Origin of the sequence: Streptomyces sp. SAI-170 (assembly GCF_049739565.1) — a bacterium.
Lineage (GTDB): Bacteria > Actinomycetota > Actinomycetes > Streptomycetales > Streptomycetaceae > Streptomyces.
Genome location: NZ_JBMGQD010000001.1, coordinates 2154791 through 2173111 on the forward strand (window position 1 = coordinate 2154791; position 18321 = coordinate 2173111).

Sequence of the window (18321 nt, forward strand, 5' to 3'; positions counted from 1 at the left end):
CGCCTCTCGGGGGCCGGGGTCGGCTCCATGGCGGTCAGTCCGCGAGTTCGTTGTCGAGGGCCGCGAACAGTTCGTCGTCCGTGGCCGTGGTGACGTCGACGGCCCCGGAGGTCTCCTCCGCCCCGGCCTCGCGCCACTGCCGCAGCAGCGACTCCAGGCGGCGGGTGACGGTCCTGCGGTCGGCGTCCGTGTGCTGGAGCTGCTCGGCGAGCCGGTCCAGCTCGGCGAGGGCGTGCGCGGTCGGGTCGGTCTCGGTGCCGAGGAGCTGGTCGGCCAGGTGGCGGGTGAGCGCCTCGACCGTCGGGTGGTCGAAGACCAGGGTCGCCGACAGGGCGAGCCCGGTCGCCGCGCTCAGCAGGTTGCGCAGCTCGACAGCGGCCAGCGAGTCGAAGCCCAGGTCGCGCAGGGCACGGCCCGGGTCGATCCGTCCCGCGTCGGCATGCCCGAGCACGGCGGCGGCGTGCCCGCGGACGAGCTGGTCCAGGTGGGCGTAACCCTGCTCGCGGTCCAGCCCCGCCAGGACGGTCGGCAGGTCGGCCCCGGCCGTCGCGGCCGTGTCCGATCCCGCGGCCGTACGCGGCTGCTGCGGGACCAGGGCGCGCAGCACGGCGGGCAGTTCGTCGCCGCGGGCGCGCAGGGCGGCGGTGTCGAACCGGATCGGCAGCACGGCGGCGTCGGGCAGGCCGAGGGCCGCGTCGAACAGGGCGAGCGCCTCCTCCGTGTCCATGGCCGGCATGCCGAGGCGGCGCATCCGCTGCCGTCCCGCCTCGTCGAGCTCCCCGGCCATGCCGGACTCCGCCTCCCACAGGCCCCAGCCCAGCGAGAGGGCGGGCAGTGAGAGGGCGTGCCGGTGGGCGGCCAGGGCGTCGAGGAAGACGTTGGCGGTGGCGTAGTTGGCCTGTCCGGCGCCGAGCAGGGTGCCCGCCGAGGAGGAGAACAGGACGAAGGCCGACAGGTCGCGGTCCGCGGTCAGCTCGTGCAGGTTCCAGGCGGCGTCCACCTTCGGCCGCAGTACGGCGGTGACCTGCTCGGGGGTCAGCGAGGTGAGCACCGCGTTGTCGACGACGCCGGCGGCGTGCACGACCGACCGCACCTCGTGCCGGTCCAGCACGGCGGCCAGCGCGTCCCGGTCGGCCGCGTCGCACGCCTCCAGGGCCACCCGGGCGCCCGACTCGGCGAGTTCGGCTCGTAGTTCCTCGGCGCCGGGTGCGGCGGGGCCGCGTCGGCTGACCAGGACCAGGTCGCGCACCCCGTGCCGGTCGACGAGGTGCCGGGCGAGGAGCGCGCCGAGCCCGCCGCTGCCGCCGGTGATCAGGACGGGCCCCTCCAGGGCCGCCATGTCGTCGCCGAGGTCGGTGATCCGGCTGAGGCGGGGCGCCTGAACCGTGCCGTCGCCCAGGACCAGTTCGGGCTCGTCGCCGGTGACGGCCCCGAGGAGGGCGTGCGCGTCGGCGCCGGATGCCAGGTGGACCAGCGTGATCCGGCCGGGGTTCTCTGCCTGGGCCGCGCGGACCAGGCCGGCCAGCGGCGCCCGGGTCAGGTCGTCGCCGAGCGCGACCACGAGCCGGGTCGTGGCGAGCCGGGGCTCTCCGAGCCACTGCGCGAGGACGGCGAGCAGCTCCAGGGTCGCGGTGCGCACGGCGTCCGGGACCGGGCCGTCGTACCGCGGGCAGACATGGACCAGGACGTCGGGCGCCGGGTCCGGGACGTCGGCCGCGGTGGCGTGGACGGGCAGGCCGAGGCCGAGCGTGTCCTCGCCGAGCACGGCCCCGGTCAGCCCCTCCGCCGTCTCCGGCAGGGTGACGGGCACGGAGGTGACGCGGTGCAGGGAGCGCGGGCGGGCCGACAGCTGGTCGGCGGACACCTCGCGCACCACGAGCCCGGTCACCGTGGCGACGGGCCGCCCCGCGGTGTCGGTGACCGTCATGGTCGTCGTACCGGGCCCGGACGGCGCGATCCGCACCCGCACCCGCGCGGCACCCGCGGCGTGCACGGTCACCCCGGTCCAGGCGAAGGGCAGTTCGGGCCGCTGGTCGGCGGCGCCCAGCAGCAGCGCGTGCCAGCAGGCGTCCAGCAGGGCCGGGTGGATGCCGTAGCCGGCCGGCGCGGTGTGCTCGGGGAGCGTCACCTCGGCGAAGGTCTCCTCGCCGCGCCGCCAGGCGGCCGTGAGGCCCTGGAAGGCGGGGCCGTACGTGTAGCCGCGGTCGGCGAGTTCGTCGTAGGCGCCGGTCACGTCGAGCCGGTCGGCACCCTGCGGCGGCCAGGCCGTCAGGTCGGCGGCCGGGTCGGGTGCGCCGGCCACGCCGAGGTGGCCGGTGGCGTGTCGCTGCCAGGCGCCGCCGTCGGCGCGTGAGTGCAGCCTGACCGGATGCCGTCCCGTCTCGTCGGGCCGGTCGACCTCCACCCGCAGGGCCACGGACCCCGTCTCGGGCAGCAGCAGCGGAGCCTCCAGCATCAGCTCGGCCACGCTGCCGGCGCCGACCTCCTGCCCTGCGCGCAGGGCGAGTTCGACGAGTCCGGTGCCGGGCAGCAGGGTCACGCCGTGCACGGCGTGGTCGGCCAGCCAGGGCAGGGTGCGGGTGGAGAGCCGTCCGGTGAGGGTGGCGGCGTCGCCGTCGGGCGACGGGACGACGGCGACGAGCATCGGGTGGTCCGCTGCCTCCTGTCCGGCTCCCGTCACATCGCTCGCCTCGGGGCCGGGCTCCAGCCAGTAGCGCCGGTGCTCGAACGGGTAGGTCGGCAGGTCCACCCACTCGCCCGCGGGCACGACGGCCGACCAGTCGACCGGGACGCCTCGGGTCCAGGCCTGGCCGACGCCCTTGAGGACAGCATTCACTTCGTCTCGCTCGCGCCGCATGAGGGGGACGAAGGTGACGTCCTCGCCGGTGACGGAGGCCGGGCCCATCGGAGTCAGGACCGCGTCCGGGCCGACCTCCACGAACGTCGTCACGCCCTCGGCCGACATCCGCCGGACCGTGTCCGCGAAACGGACCGCGTCACGGACGTGGTTCACCCAGAAGTCGACCGTGCACGGATCGCCGGCGGTGAACAACTCCACCTCGGGCACGCGCAGTTCGAGAGAGGCCACCACCTCGCGGAACTCCTCCAGCATCGGCTCCATCAACGCCGAGTGGAACGCGTGAGAGACCCTCAGACGGGACGCCTTACGGTCCTTGAAGTGCTCGACGAGAGCCAGCACCGCCTCCTCGACGCCCGAAACCACCACCGAGCCAGGCGCGTTGACGGCCGCCAGCGAAACGCCGTCTGCGAGCAGAGGCGTCACCTCCTCCTCCGAGGCCTGCACCGCCACCATCGCCCCGCCCTCCGGCAGGGCCTCCATCAACCGGCCCCGGGCCGCGACCAGACGGACCGCGTCCTCCAGGGAGAGCACCCCGGCCACATGCGCGGCCGCGATCTCGCCGACCGAATGACCACCGACCGCGTCCGGGCGCATGCCCCACGACTCCAGCAGGCGGAACAACGCGACCTCGACCGCGAACAGCGCGGGCTGCGTGAACCCGGTCCGGTTCAGTGCCGAGTCCTCCCACATGACCTCGGTGAGGGGCCGGGGCAGTTCCTTGTCGAGCAGGAAGGTGACGCTGTCCAGGGCCGCCGCGAAGGCCGGGAACGCCTCGTACAGTTCGTGGGCCATGCCGACCCACTGGGAGCCCTGGCCGGAGAAGAGGTAGCCGAGGCCGCCGGAGGCGACGGTGCCGCGGACGGCGTCCGGTGTCGGGGTGCCGCTGGCGAGCGCGGTGAGGGCGGCCCGCAGGTCGTCGGTGCCGGAGCCGGTCACCAGGGCGCGGTGCGGCAGGGCGGCGCGGGTGGTGAGCAGTGCGTGGGCCACGTCGCGGGCGTCGGCGTGGTCGAGCGTGGCCAGCAGGCGGCGGGCCTGCTCCTGGACGGCGTGCCCGGACTTGCCGGACAGGGCGAGGGGCGGCAGGGGCCCGGCCGGGGCGGGGGTGGCCTCCTCGGCCGGGGGCGCCTGTTCGAGGATGACGTGGGCGTTGGTGCCGCTGATGCCGAACGAGGAGACCGCGGCCCGCCAGGGCCGGTCCACGGTCGGCAACTCCTGTTGTTCGGTGAGGAGTTCGACGGCACCCTCGGTCCAGTCGACCTGGTCCGTCGCGGCGGCCACGTGCAGGGTCCTCGGTGCCTGGCCGTGCCGCATGGCCTGCACCATCTTGATGACGCCGGCGACTCCCGCGGCGGCCTGGGTGTGGCCGATGTTGGACTTGATCGAGCCGAGCAGCAGCGGCTCCGAGCGGTCCTGGCCGTAGGTGGCGAGGATCGCCTGCGCCTCGATGGGGTCGCCGAGGCGGGTGCCGGTGCCGTGGGCCTCCACGATGTCCACGTCCGTGGGGGCGAGGCCCGCGTGGGAGAGGGCGGCGCGGATCACGCGCTGCTGGGCGGGGCCGTTGGGGGCGGTGAGGCCGTTGGAGGCGCCGTCCTGGTTGATGGCCGAGCCGCGCAGCACGGCGAGGATCCGGTGGCCGTTGCGGCGGGCGTCGGAGAGCCGCTCCAGGACGACCATGCCGACGCCCTCGGACCAGCCGGTGCCGTCCGCGTCGACGGAGAACGACTTGCAGCGGCCGTCGGCGGCGAGCCCGTTCTGCCGGGCGAAGTCGACGAACGTGCCCGGCGTGGACATCACGGTGACACCGCCGGCCAGCGCCAGGGAGCACTCGCCGGAGCGCAGGGCCTGCGCGGCCCAGTGCAGGGCGACCAGCGAGGACGAGCACGCCGTGTCGACGGTCACCGCGGGGCCCTGAAGGCCCAGGGTGTAGGCGACGCGGCCGGTGGCGACGCTGTTGAGGGTGCCGTTGCCGAAGTAGCCCTGGAGTTCGTCGGGTACGGCGGTCAGGGTGCTGCCGTAGTCGCGGTACATGACGCCCGCGAAGATGCCGGTGTCGGTGCCGCGCAGGGCCTCGGGGTCGATGCCCGCGTGCTCGAAGGACTCCCAGGCGGTCTCCAGGAGCAGTCGCTGCTGCGGGTCCATGGCGAGGGCCTCGCGCGGGGAGATGCCGAAGAAGTCGGCGTCGAAGTCGGCGACTTCGGCGAGGAAGCCGCCCTCGACGGTGTAGGTCTGGCCGGGTCCGGCGCCGTGCAGGGCGTCCAGGTCCCAGCCGCGGTCGGCGGGGAAGCCGGAGATGGCGTCGACTCCGTCGCGCACCAGCCGCCACAGGTCGTCGGGCGAGGCGACCCCGCCGGGGTAGCGGCAGCCCATGCCGACGATGACGATCGGGTCGTCGCGGTCGGCGGCGGCCGGGGCGGTCGCGGCGCGGGCAGGTGCCGACGCCAGGGCGGTGGCCAGCAGGTGGTCGGCGAGGGCGCGCGGGGAGGGGTGGTCGAAGACGACCGTGGCGGGCAGCCGCAGCCCGGTGGCCGCGGAGACCTTGTTGCGGAACTCCACCGCGGTGAGGGAGTCGAAGCCGAAGTCCGTGAAGGCGCGCCGGGGTTCGACGGAGTCCGGGCTGTCGTGGCCGAGGACGGCGGCGACCTCGGCCCGGACGATCCCGAGCACATAGGTCTCCCGCTCGGCCCCGGACAGGGCGGCCAGCTTCGCCGCGAACGGCGCCTGGGCGGCCGGAGCCGTACCCGTGGCGGGCCGGCGGACCAGGTCGCGCAGCACGACCGGCAGTTCGGCGTCGCGGCGGCGCAGTGCGGCGGTGTCCAGGTGGACGGGTGCCAGGGCCGGGCCGCCCGCGGCCAGAGCCGCGTCGAACAGCGCCAGGCCCTCCGGCACGGACAGGGCGGTCATGCCGGTGCGCCGGACCCGCTCCAGGCCGGCCGCGTCGAGCCGCTCTCCCATGCCGTCGCCGTCCCAGATGCCCCAGGCCAGCGACAGGGCGGGCAGCCCGAGGGCGGCCCTGTGCTCGGCGAGGGCGTCGAGGAAGGCGTTGGCGGCGGTGTAGTTGCCCTGGCCGGCCGGGGCGACAGCGCCCGTGGCCGAGGAGAACAGCACGAACATCGCGACATCCCCGGCGAGTTCGTGCAGATGCCAGGCCGCGTCCGCCTTGGCCCGGAACACCTCCCCGACCTGCTCCGGCGTCATCGACTCCACCAGCGCGTCGGCCAGCACACCGGCCGAGTGGACCACGCCCCGCACCGGATGCTCGGCCAGCAGCGCGGCCACGGCCTCCCGCTCGGACAGATCCGCCGCTACGACGGTGACGTCCACGCCCCGCTCGGCCAGCTCGGCGCGCAGCTCCTCGGCGCCGGGTGCCTCGATGCCGCGGCGGCTGACCAGGACCAGGCGCCGTACGCCGTGCTGGGCCGCCAGGTGCCGGGCGACGGCCGCGCCGAGTCCGCCGGTGCCGCCGGTGACCAGGACGGACTCCGGTACGGACACGGGCAGGCCGGAGGCCTGGGCCCGGTTCCAGCGCGGGACGAGGAGGGCCCCGTCGGTGATCCGCACCTCGGGTTCGGCGAGCCCAAGGGCCGCGCGCAGAGCGGGCTCCGGCAGGTCGGCCTCACCGGCCGCGTCGAGCAGCAGGAACCGGTCCGGGTGCTCGGCCTGGGCGGCCCGTACGAGGCCCCAGACGGCGGCCTGCGCGAGATCGGGCGCGGGCGTGGCCGGGGCGGCGTCGCGCGTCAGGACCGCGAGCCGCGCGGCGGTCCGGCGCTCGTCGGAGAGCCAGTCGCGCAGCGCGGCCAGCACCCGCTCGGTCGCCTCGCGGGCCGCCGTCGCAGAGTCTCCCTGCGGGCGCGGCGCGCGCAGCACCACGACGTCCGGCGCGTCGGTCAGTTCGGTCAGTTCGTCGACGACCGCCAGGGTCCCGGCGTACGGGGTGCCGGCCGGGGCCTCGGTCCAGTGCGGGCGGTAGAGGGAGCGGTCGGCCACGGGTGCGGTGACCGGCCGGGTGGTGAGCGACTCGACCGACGCGACGGGCGCGCCCTCGGAGTCGGCGACCGCGAGGGTGACCGCGTTGTCGCCGTGCGGGGTCAGCCTGACCCGCAGGGCGGTCGCGCCGCCGCGGTGCAGGGCGGCCCCGCTGAAGGTGAACGGCAGCCCGTCGGCCCCCCGGAAGGCACCGGCGTGCAGCGCGGCGTCCAGCAGTGCCGGGTGTACGGCGAAGCCGTGCGTGTCGGCGTCCGCGTCGATCGCGACCTCGGCGAACAGGTCGGCGCCCTGCTGCCAGGCGGCCCGCAGGCCCCGGAAGAGCGGACCGTACTCGATGCCGGCGTCCGCGAGCCGCTCGTAGGCGGCGGTGACGTCCAGCGGGGTGCCGCCGGGCGGGGGCCAGGCCGTGAGGGACGTGGCTGCGGGGGCCTCCTCGCGGAGGGTACCGCCCGCGTGCCGGATCCACTCGCCGCCGGTCTCCCTGCCGTGCACGGTGACTTGGCGGCGGCCCTCGGCGGACCGCTCGCCGACGGTGACCCGCAGCCGTGTCTCGCCCTCGGCGGACACCACCACCGGTGCGTACAGGGTGAGTTCGTCGATCACCGGGCACTCGGCGCGCGCCCCGGCGTGCCAGACCAGCTCGACCAGCGCCGTGCCGGGCAGCAGGACCGTGTCGTGCACCTGGTGCTGGGCGAGCCAGGGGTGGCTGCCGAGCGCGAGGCTGCCGGTGAGGACGAGGCCGTCGGAGTCGACGTCGTCGAGCACGGCCGCGAGGATCGCGTGGTCGGTGGCGTCCTGCCCCCGGCCGACGCCCGACACGGACCAGGCGGACGACTCCATCCAGTAGCGGCGGTGCTCGAAGGGGTAGGTCGGCAGCTCGACCGGCCGGCCCGCGGGCACGACCGCGGCCCAGTCGACCAAGACACCGCGGGTCCAGGCGTCCGCGACGCCCTTGAGAAGCTGGGCGAGTTGGTCACGCTCGCGGCGCATGAGCGGAACGAAGGTGACGTCCTCGCCGGTGACGGAGGCCGGGCCCATCGGGGTGAGGACCGCGTCCGGGCCGACCTCGACGAAGGTGCTGACGCCTTCGGACTCCATCCGCCGGACCGTGTCCGCGAAGCGGACCGTGTCACGGACGTGGTTCACCCAGAAGTCGACCGTGCACGGGTCGCCCGCCGTGAACAGCGGCAGGACGGGGTCGTGCAGTTCGAGTCCGGAGACCACCTGGCGGAAGTCCTCCAGCATCGGCTCCATCAACGCCGAGTGGAACGCATGAGAGACCCGCAGGCGGGACGTCTTACGGTCCTTGAAGTGCTCGACGACAGCGAGCACCGCCTCCTCGACGCCCGAGATCACCACCGAGCCGGGGGCGTTGACGGCCGCCAGCGAAACGCCGTCTGCGAGCAGAGGCGTCACCTCCTCCTCCGAGGCCTGCACCGCCACCATCGCCCCGCCCTCCGGCAGGGCCTCCATCAGCCGGCCCCGTGCGCTCACCAGGGCAGCGGCGTCCTCCAGCGACAGCACCCCGGCGACATGCGCGGCCGCGATCTCGCCGACCGAGTGACCACCGACCGCGTCCGGGCGCATGCCCCACGACTCCAGCAGGCGGAACAACGCGACCTCGACGGCGAACAGCGCGGGCTGCGTGTTGCCCGTGCGGTTCAGGGAGTCGCCCTCCCACATGGCCGGCCGGATGTCACCGTCGAGCGCGTCCAGCACCTCGTCGAGCGCGGCGGCGAAGGCCGGGAACGCCTCGTACAGCTCACGCCCCATCCCGGCCCACTGCGAGCCCTGGCCGGAGAAGACGTAGCCGAGGCCCCCGCCGGGGGTGAGCCGGACCGGTGTGTCCCCGGTGGCGGTCCGCTCCAGTGCGGCGCGCAGCTCGGCCGGGTCGTGGCCCAGGGCGACCGCGCGGTGGTCCAGGGCGCCACGGGCGGTGGCGAGGGAGTGGGCGAGGTCGTGGGGGTCGGTGCCGGAGTCGAGGAGGCCGGCGATGCGGCGGGCTAGGGTGCGGACGCCCTGGGGGCTGCGGCCGGAGAGGACCAGCGGCAGCACGGCGGGGGTCGCCTCGGCCGCGGGGGCCGGGTCCTCCTGCGGGGCCTGCTCGACGATGACGTGCGCGTTGGTGCCGCTGATGCCGAAGGAGGACACGCCGGCCCGCCAGGGCCGCTCGACCTCGGGCCAGGGGCGTTCGCCGGTGAGGAGTTCGACGGCTCCGGCGGACCAGTCGACCTGGGCGGACGGCTCGTCCACGTGCAGGGTGCGCGGGACGGTCCCCTCACGCATGGCCATGATCATCTTGATGACGCCCGCGACACCGGCGGCGGCCTGGGCGTGCCCGATGTTCGACTTGATCGAGCCGAGCAGCAGCGGCTCCGAGCGGTCCTGGCCGTACGTGGCGAGGATGGCCTGCGCCTCGATGGGGTCGCCCAGAGTCGTGCCGGTGCCGTGGCCCTCGACGACGTCGACGTCGGAGGCCGCGAGGCCCGCGTCGGCCAGGGCGGCGCGGATCACGCGCTGCTGGGAGGGGCCGTTGGGAGCGGAGAAGCCGTTGGAGGCGCCGTCCTGGTTGACGGCGGAGCCGCGGATGACGCCGAGGACGCGGTGGCCGTTGCGGCGGGCGTCGGACAGGCGCTCCAGGAGCAGCACACCGGCGCCCTCGGACCAGGAGGCTCCGTCGGCGGCGTCGGCGTAGGACTTGCAGCGGGCGTCGGGGGCGAGGCCGCGCTGCTGGCTGAAGTCGACGAAGATCTCGGGCGTGGCCATCACGGCGACGCCGCCCGCGAGGGCGAGGGTGCACTCGCCGGAGCGCAGGGAGCGGGCCGCCCAGTGCAGGGCGACCAGGGACGACGAGCAGGCCGTGTCGACGGAGACGGACGGGCCTTCGAGGCCGAAGGTGTAGGAGATGCGGCCGGAGACGAGGCTGCCGCCGCTGCTGCCGGCCGCGTAGTCGTGGTGCATGAGGCCGGCGAACACACCGGTGCGGCTGCCGCGCAGGGAGGCCGGGGCGATCGCCGCCCGCTCGCAGGCCTCCCAGGACAGCTCCAGGAGCAGCCGCTCCTGCGGGTCCATGATCAGCGCCTCGCGCGGCGAGATGCCGAAGAAGCCGGCGTCGAAGTCGCCCGCGTCGTACAGGAAGCCGCCTTCACGGACGTACGACTTGCCCTCGGTGCCGGGCACCGGGTCGTAGACGCCGTCGACGTCCCAGCCGCGGTCGTGCGGGAAGTCGCCGATGGCGTCGACGCCTTGGGCGACCAGGCGCCACAGCTCCTCCGGGGAGGTGACGCCGCCGGGGTAGCGGCAGCTCATGCCGATGACGGCGATCGGTTCGTCGGCGGCGACGGCGGCCGCGGTGCTCCTGGTGTCCGACTGCGGTGCGCTGCCCGCGAGTTCGCCGTGCAGGAAGCGGGCGAGGGCCTGCGGGGAGGGGTGGTCGAAGACGAGGGTGGCGGGCAGCCGCAGGCCGGTCGCGCGGCCGAGGCGGTTGCGCAGCTCGACGGCAGTGAGCGAGTCGAAGCCCAACTCCCAGAAGGCGCGGGTCGGTTCGACTGCCTGGCTGTCCCCATGGCCGAGGACGGCCGCGGCCTGGGCGCGCACCAGGTCGAGGAGCCGCTGCTCGCGCTGGGCCTCCGGCAGGGCGAGCAGCGCGTCCTGCCAGGAGTCGGGCCCGGCGGAGGAGGCCGCAACCGTGCGCCGGCTGAGCGGGACGAGGACGCGGAACAGCGGCTGGAGCTCGTCGCCCTGGGCGCGCAGCCGGGGCAGGTCGAGGCGGACCGGGGCGAGCACCGGCTCGGTCCGGGCGAGGGCCGCGTCGAACAGCAGCAGCCCGTCCTCGGTGCTGAGCGGGGCGACGCCGCTGCCGCTGATCCGGGCGTGGTCGACGGCGTCGAGGTGCCCGGTCATGCCGCTCGCGCTGCCCCACAGGCCCCAGGCCAGCGCGTGCGCGGGCAGGCCTGCGGCGCGGCGGTGCTTGGCGAGGGCGTCCAGGTAGGCGTTGGCGGCGGAGTAGTTGGCCTGTCCGGCGCTGCCCGCGAGTCCGGCCAGCGAGGAGAACAGCACGAAGTGGGTGAGGTCCCGGTCCGCGGTCAGCTCGTGCAGATGCCAGGCGGCGTCCGCCTTGGGCCGCAGCACGGCGTCCAGCCGCTCCGGTGTCAGCGAGCCGAACGTGCCGTCGTCGAGGACACCGGCCGCGTGCACGACGGCGGTGACGGGGTGGTCGGCGGGCACGGAGTCCAGGGCGGCGGCGAGCGCTACGCGGTCGGTGACGTCGCAGGCGAGCGCGGTGACGGTCGCCTCACCGGCGTCGGCGACACCGCTTCCGCTCCGGCTGAGCAGCAGCAGATGCCGGACCCCGCACTCGGCGACGAGATGGCCGACCACGGCCTCGGCGAGCGTGCCGCCGGCCCCGGTCACCACCACGGTGCCCTCCGGGTCCCAGCCGGGCGCCTCGGCCTCGCCGGAGGCGTTCGCCCGCACGAGACGCGGCACCAGCAGTGTGCCCTCCCGTACGGCGACCTCGGGCTCCCCGAGCGCCACGGCGAGGGGCAGCGCGGTCTGCGCGTCCCCGTCGAGGTCGGCCAGCACGATCCGGCCCGGGTTCTCCTGCTGGGCGGTCCGCAGCAGGCCCTGTACGGCGGCCGCGGCCGGGTCGGCGCCGTCCACCGCGCCTCGTGTGACGACGAGGAGGGTGCCGTCGGCGAACCGCTCGTCGGCCAGCCACGCCTGTACGTCGGTCAGCACCGCGCCGGCCGCCTCGTGCACGGCGTCGGGTTCGGCACCCGAGCGGCGGGGCGTGAGGACGACGACCCCGGCAGCGGCGTCGTCGGAGGTGTCCGCGAGCGAGGCGACGGCCGGCAGGCCGAGGGACAGCGTGTCCTCTCCGACGAGGGTCCAGGGGCGGGCGTCCGGTTCCGTGTCGGCGGCTGCCTCCTGCCACTCGACGCGGAACAGCGCCTCCTGCGCCGTACGGGCCGCGGAGGTCAGCTCCCGTGCCGTGAGCGGGCGCAGGGCCAGCGAGCCCACGACGGCGACGGGGGTGCCGGTCGCGTCGGCGACCTCCAGGGTCACGGCCCCGGAGCCCGCGGGGCGTACCCGGACGCGCAGGCTGGTCGCGCCGGTGGCGTACAGCTCGACGTCCCGCCAGGCGAAGGGCAGTTCGGGCCCGTCGGCGGCCTGGTCGCCGAGGCCGACCGCGTGCAGGGCCGCGTCGAGCAGGGCGGGGTGGAGGCCGAAGCCGTCGGGGCGCTGCCGCTCGGGGAGTTCGGCCTCGGCGAGCACGTCGGTGCCGTCGAGCCAGGCGGTGCGCAGCCCTCGGAAGGCGGGCCCGTAGGCGAGTCCGGTGTCCGCGAGCCGGTCGTGCAGGCCGTCGAGGCCGACGGGTTCGGCACCGGCGGGCGGCCACGCGGCGAGGGTGAAGCCGGGGCGGTGGGGTGCGGCGGTGAGGGTGCCGGTGGCGTGCCGGGTCCAGGGCAGGTCGGCGGGGGCGTCGGCGGGCCGCGAGTACACCGCGAACTCCCGCCGGTCCGCGGCCTCTTCGGCCGGGTCGACGTGCACCTGCACCATGACCGAGCCCTGCGCGGGCAGGATCAGCGGGGTGCCCAGGGTGAGTTCCTCCACCCGGGACAGGCCGACCCCGTCCCCGGCCCGGACGGCCAGCTCGACGAAGCCCGTGCCGGGGAAGAGGGTCCGGCCCTCGACGACGTGGTCGGCCAGCCAGGCGTGTGTGGCCAGTCCGATGCGGCCGGTGAAGGTCGTGCCCTGGCCGTCGGCGCGCTGGACGGCCGCGCCGAGCAGCGGGTGCCCGGTGGCCTCCAGCCCTGCGGCGGCGACGTCCCCGGCGACCGGGGAGTCGTCGAGCCAGTAGCGGCGGCGCTGGAAGGGGTAGGTGGGCAGGTCGACCTGCCGGGCGGTCTCGGGGAAGGCGGAGGAGAAGTCGACGTCGAAGCCGTACGCGAACAGCTCACCGGCCGACGTCAGGAACCGGTCCAGGCCGCCCTCGCCGCGACGCAGGGTGCCCACGACCGCGCCCTGCCGGCCGAGCACGTCGAGGTTGTCCTGCACGCCCATGCCGACCACGGGGTGCGCGCTGACCTCGACGAAGGCGCTGTAGCCGCTCTCCGCGAGGGTGGCGATCGCGTCGGCGAAGCGGACCTGGCGGCGCAGGTTGCGGTACCAGTAGCCGGCGTCCATCTCCGTCGTGTCCAGCCACTCCCCCGTCACCGTCGACAGGAAGGGCACGCGGGAGGCGCGCGGCCGGACCGGGGCGAGGACCCGCAGCAGCTCCGCCTCGATCTGCTCGACCTGCGGCGAGTGCGAGGCGTAGTCCACGGCGACCCGGCGGACGCGGACGCTCTCGGCCTCCAACTCGGCCTGGAGTGCGTCCAGTCCGGCCGGGTCACCGGCGACCACGACGGCCTTCGGGCCGTTCACGGCCGCCACCGACACGCCGTCCGGCAGCCTGGGCTCCAGGGCGTCGACGGGCAGTGCGACCGACATCATGCCGCCCGCGCCCGCCAGCGACCGGGCGATCACCTGCGACCTCAGGGCCACGATCAGCGCCCCGTCCTCCAGGGACAGGGCCCCGCTGACGACGGCCGCGGCGATCTCGCCCTGCGAGTGGCCCACGACGGCGTCGGGGCTCACCCCGTACGACTCCCACAGCGCGGCCAGCGACACCATCACCGCGAAGGAAGCGGGCTGGACCACGTCCACCCGGTCCAGGGCCGAGCCGTCCGGATCCCGCAGGACCTCCGTCAGCGACCAGTCGGTGAGCGGGTCCAGGGCGTCCGCGCACTCGGCCAGCCGCGCGGCGAAGACGCTGCTCTCCTCCGCGAGGCGGGCGCCCATGCCGACCCACTGGGTGCCCTGGCCGGGGAAGAGGAAGACCTTCTTGCCGCCGGGCACGGTCTCGACGGACGGCTCGGTGAACTCCTCCAGGGCGCTGATCAGTTCGGCTCGTTCGCGCCCGACCACGACCGCGCGCCGGCCGAACAGGGCACGCCCCTTCACCAGCGAATGGCCCACGTCGGCCAGGGAGTTCCCGGACTCCAGGTGCGCGCGGACCCGGTCGGCGAGGGCGGTCAGTGCGGCGTCGCTCTTCGCGGACAGCACCAGCGGCACCGGGGTGCCGTCCGGGTCCGGTGACCCGGCGGGCTCGGGGTCGCCCTCCTCCAGGATGACGTGCGCGTTGGTGCCGGAGAGGCCGAAGGAGGAGACGCCGACCCGGCGGGGGCGGTCCTGCGCACGGGACCAGTCCTGGGGCTCCGTGAGGAGTTCGACGGACCCGCGGGACCACTCGACGTGCGGGGAGGGCGCGTCCACGTGCAGGGTGCGGGGCAGGACGCCGTGGCGCATGGCCATGACCGACTTGATGACACTGGCGACGCCCGCGGCGGCCTGGGTGTGCCCGAGGTTCGACTTCACCGAGCCGAGCCAGAGCGGGCGTTCGCGGTCCTTGCCGTAGGTGGCGAGGAGGGCCTCGGCCTCGATGGGGTCGCCGAGGGTGGTGCCGGTGCCGTGCGCCTCGACGGCGTCGACGTCCGCGAAGTCGAGGCTCGCGTCGGCGAGCGCGGCGCGGATGACACGCTGCTGGGAGGGGCCGTTGGGGGCGGTCATGCCACTGGAGGCGCCGTCCTGGTTGACGGCCGAGCCACGGACGACCGCGAGGACGCGGTGGCCGTTGCGGCGGGCGTCGGCGAGGGTCTCCAGCAGGAGCATGCCGGCGCCCTCGCCCCAGGCGGTGCCGTCGGCGGCGGCCGCGAAGGGCTTGCAGCGGCCGTCGGCGGCGAGGCCCTGCTGGAGGCTGAACTCGACGAACGAGTCGGGGGTGGACATGACCGTGACGCCGCCGGCCAGCGCGAGGGAGCACTCGCCCCGGCGCAGGGCCTGCATCGCGGAGTGCAGGGCGACCAGGGAGGAGGAGCAGGCGGTGTCGACGGTGAGGGCGGGGCCCTCCAGGCCGAGGGTGTAGGCGATGCGGCCGGACAGGATGCTGCCGGAGGTGCCGTTGCCGAGGTAGGCGGCGAGCTCGTCGGGGATCGGCCGGACCCAGGAGCCGTAGTCGTGGTACATCACGCCGGCGAAGACGCCCGTACGGGTGCCGCGCACCGACTGCGGGTCGATGCCCGCGCGTTCGAAGGCCTCCCAGGACGTCTCCAGGACCAGCCGCTGCTGGGGGTCCATGGCGAGCGCCTCGCGCTCGGAGATGCCGAAGAAGACGGGGTCGAAGTCGGGGGCGTCGTGCAGGAAGCCGCCCTCGCGGACGTAGGTGCGGCCGGGGGTGCCGGGCTCGGGGTCGTAGAGGGCGTCGGTGTCCCAGCCGCGGTCGGCGGGGAAGGCGGTGACGGCGTCCTCGCCGGCGGCGACCAGCCGCCACAGGTCCTCGGGGGAGGTCACGCCGCCGGGGAACCGGCACGCCATGCCGACCACGGCGATCGGGGCGTGCTGCGCCTCCTGGAGTTCGCCGAGTTTCCGCCTGGTGTCGCGGAGATCGGCCGTCGCGCGCTTGAGGTAGTTGAGCAGCTTTTCTTCGTTGTTTGCCACCGACGTCACCCATCGCTCCGGTCGAAACTCGGCACGGCGCTCCACCTTGAACAGGAAATCTGCGTCGGGCCTTTACCGAGGACTGATGCGGATTCGCGTATGAGAAAAGGGGAATCCGCCAATACGCACGCAACGGTAGCGGCGCCGGTATGCCCGAACCACCCCTAAGGGCGCCCGTGCACCCGCTGTGGCCTGCGGGGTCCGTGGATTAGGGGTTGCGGTGCCCGGGGGTGCGCTGGCAGGTTGACGATGCCAATTCCCCACCCACGGGGCCAATTCCCCGTCCACGGGCCCGCCCGGAATGAGGCTACGGATTCGTCATGACTGCCGCATCGAGTGAAACGAAGTCGTGGATACGGCGCTTTGCGCCGGCCGACGAGGCGAGCACTCAACTGGTGTGCCTGCCCCACGCGGGAGGTTCCGCACCCTTCTTTCTTCCCGTGGCGCGCGCGCTCGCGCCGGGCACCGATGTGCTGGCCGTCCAGTATCCGGGGCGGCAGGACCGGCGCGAGGAGAAGGCCGTCGAGAGCATTCCGGAACTCGCCGAGCGGGTGACCCGGGCGCTCGTGGAGACGGTGGACCGTCCGGTGACGCTGTTCGGGCACAGCATGGGCGCCTCGGTGGCGTTCGAGGTGGCGCGGCGGCTGCCGGGGACCGGCGTCGAGGTGCTCGGGCTGATCGTGTCCGGCCGGTGCGCGCCGCCCTGCCGGTGTGTGTCGCGGCGGCGGCTGTCCACGGACGAGAACATCCTCGACGAGATCCGCCGGCTGAGCGGCACCGACGCCCGGGTGCTCAGCGACGACGACCTGGTCCGCATGATCCTGCCGGCGCTGCGCGCCGACTACGCGGCCGTGATGGCGTACCACAGCGAGCCCGACGCGCGGGTCCCCTACCCGGTGCTGGCGATGGTCGGCGACGCCGATCCGCAGGTGCCGGTGGAGGACGCGCGGGCGTGGGCGGACCACACGGACTCCGAGGAGTTCGAGCTGAAGGTGTTCCCGGGCGGTCACTTCTACCTCAACGACCAGGCCGCGGCGGTCATCGACGCCGTCCGGCGGCAGATCGCCCACTGGTCGGCCGCTTCCGTCGGGGGCCGCGTCGCCTGACCTCTGCCGTGTACGACGCCGACGCGCCGCCCTGCTGAACGGGGCGGCGCGTCGTCGTCGTACAGCCGTCAGTGGGTCAGGCGGCGGCGGAACAGGCGCATGGTGAGGCCGGCCGACAGCAGCAGGAGCGGCACCCACCAGGCGAGGGCGAGCCAGGCGCTGTCGTCGAGCGGGGTGCCGATCAGCAGGGCGCGCACGGCGTCGACGACCGGGGTGAAGGGCTGGTTCTGCACGATGACGCGCAGCACGGTCGGCATGCCGTCGGCGGGCACCAGCGCGCTGCTCGCGTACGGCAGGAACACCAGGATCAGGGCGTAGCCGCTGGCGGCCTCCACTCCGCCGGCGACGACGCCGAAGAGGGTGCCGATCCAGGCGACGGCGAGGATGAAGACGAGCAGGATGCCGAGGGCGGCGAGCCACTCCCCGGCGGTCGCGTCGGGCTTGAAGCCGACGAGCCGGCCGACGCCGATCACGATGCCGACGGACAGGATGTTGCGCAGCGTGGCGGAGACGACGTGGCCGACGAGGACGGCGGGGCCGAACATCGGCATGGAGCGGAAGCGGGTGACGATGCCGTTCTGGAGGTCGGAGGCGACACCGACGGCGGTGGCGGACGCGCTGAAGGAGACGCTGAGGACGAGGACGCCGGAGATCAGGTAGTTGACGTAGGCGGGTCCGCCGGTGTCGATGGCGGCGCCGAACATGTAGCGGAACAGCAGGAGCAGCATGACCGGCAGGGCGACCGCCTGGATCATCTGGTCCGTGCTGCGGGTGAGATGGCGCAGGCTGCGGCCGACTAGGACGGCGCAGTCCTCCAGGGCCAACGCGAGGGACGGCCGTTCGGGTCCTGCTGCGGCGTGGGTCATGCGGTGTCTCCCGAGTGGTCGGTCAGCAGGCGGAACACGTCGTCGAGTGTGGGTTCGTGCAGGGCGAACCGCTCCACGGTGAGGCCCTTGTCGGCGGCCTGGTCCAGCAGGTGCCGGATGTCGGCGGGGCCGTGGACGGGCACGGTGAGGGTGCGGCCGTCGGGGAGCAGGTCCCCGACGAACAGCTCGCGGGCGGCGCCGAGGTCCGCGGCCGGGAAGGTGAGTTCGGCGCGTTCGCTGCCGACCTGGCGTTTGAGTTCGGCCGCGGTGCCCTCGGCGACGACGCGTCCGGTGTCGATGAGGGCGATCCGGTCGGCGAGCTGGTCGGCCTCCTCCAGGTACTGGGTGGTGAGCAGGACGGTGGTGCCGGCGGCCATCAGTTCCTTGATGGTGTCCCACACGTCGAGCCGGCTGGTGGGGTCGAGTCCGGTGGTGGGCTCGTCCAGGAACAGCACGGGCGGGGAGTTGAGGAGGCTGACGGCGAGGTCGAGGCGGCGGCGCATGCCGCCGGAGTAGGTCCGCACCGGGCGGTGGGCGGCGGCGGTGAGGCGGAACTGCTCCAGCAGTTCGCCGGCCCGCCGCCGTGCCCCCGCCCGGCCCAGGTGGAACAGGCGGCCCATCATGACCAGGTTCTCGTGGCCGGTGAGCAGTTCGTCCACGGCCGAGTCCTGGCCGGTGAGCCCGATCATGCGGCGCACCGTGCGGGGGTGTGCGGCGACGTCGTGGCCGCCGATGGTGACGGTGCCGCCGTCGGCCCGCAGCAGGGTGCTCATGATGCGGACCGTGGTGGTCTTGCCGGCGCCGTTGGGTCCCAGCAGCGCGAGCATCGTGCCGGGTGCGACGCTCAGATCGACGCCGGTGAGGACGGTCGTCCCGCCGTAGGACTTGCGCAGTCCTTGCGCCTCGATCATGGGGCTGCTGGTCATCTGGGTACAACTCCCGGAGTGGAAGGGGTGGTCGGGGG

4 protein-coding genes are annotated in these 18321 nt (G+C 74.6%); 1 reads left to right on the forward strand and 3 read right to left on the reverse strand.

The window, feature by feature from the left end; all coding sequences use genetic code 11:
- Positions 1–34: 34 nt before the first annotated feature.
- Positions 35–15439: an SDR family NAD(P)-dependent oxidoreductase gene (locus RKD23_RS09720; protein ID WP_424858208.1), complete on the reverse strand. Its 15405-nt coding sequence runs from the start codon at positions 15437–15439 to the stop codon at positions 35–37.
- Positions 15440–15705: 266 nt separating this feature from the next.
- On the opposite strand from RKD23_RS09720, the gene RKD23_RS09725 reads away from it, so the two are divergent.
- Complete coding sequence (locus tag RKD23_RS09725; protein ID WP_404033250.1) at positions 15706–16491, forward strand: thioesterase II family protein; 786 nt, start codon at positions 15706–15708, stop codon at positions 16489–16491.
- A gap of 68 nt (positions 16492–16559) precedes the next feature.
- Here RKD23_RS09725 and RKD23_RS09730 read toward each other — a convergent pair whose 3' ends face one another.
- Complete coding sequence (locus RKD23_RS09730) at positions 16560–17357, reverse strand: ABC transporter permease (RefSeq protein WP_424853324.1); 798 nt, start codon at positions 17355–17357, stop codon at positions 16560–16562.
- Positions 17354–18283, reverse strand: a complete 930-nt coding sequence (locus RKD23_RS09735; protein ID WP_424853325.1) for an ATP-binding cassette domain-containing protein — start codon at positions 18281–18283, stop codon at positions 17354–17356. Before RKD23_RS09735 ends, RKD23_RS09730 begins: the two co-directional genes overlap by 4 nt.
- Between the last annotated feature and the right edge of the window lie 38 nt (positions 18284–18321).